At 75.4% G+C, this 256-nt stretch carries 1 protein-coding gene; it reads left to right on the forward strand.

The window, feature by feature from the left end; translation table 11 throughout:
- A partial coding sequence (locus tag KVT14_RS20630) for a glutamate ligase domain-containing protein (RefSeq protein WP_306795883.1) occupies window positions 1-256 on the forward strand: 256 nt, incomplete at both ends.

A 256-nucleotide genomic window follows, 5' to 3' on the forward strand; every position in this document is an offset into this window, starting at 1 on the left:
CGACCGAACACGCCGGGCCGGCTGATCATCGTCTTCGGGTCCGACGGCGACGGCGACCGCGGCAAGCGGCCCCTCATGGGCCGGATCGCCGCCCGCCTCGCGGACGTGCTGGACGTGACCGACGAGAACCCGCGCTCGGAGGACCCCGCGTCCATCCGGGCCGCCATCCTGGACGGGGTGCGCAAGGAGCGCCCCGCGCTGGCCGACGTGCACGAGGCCGTCAGCCGCACCCAGGCCATCCACGACGCCCTCGACC

This window comes from Cellulomonas sp. GbtcB1, assembly GCF_019091725.1.
Lineage (GTDB): Bacteria > Actinomycetota > Actinomycetes > Actinomycetales > Cellulomonadaceae > Cellulomonas.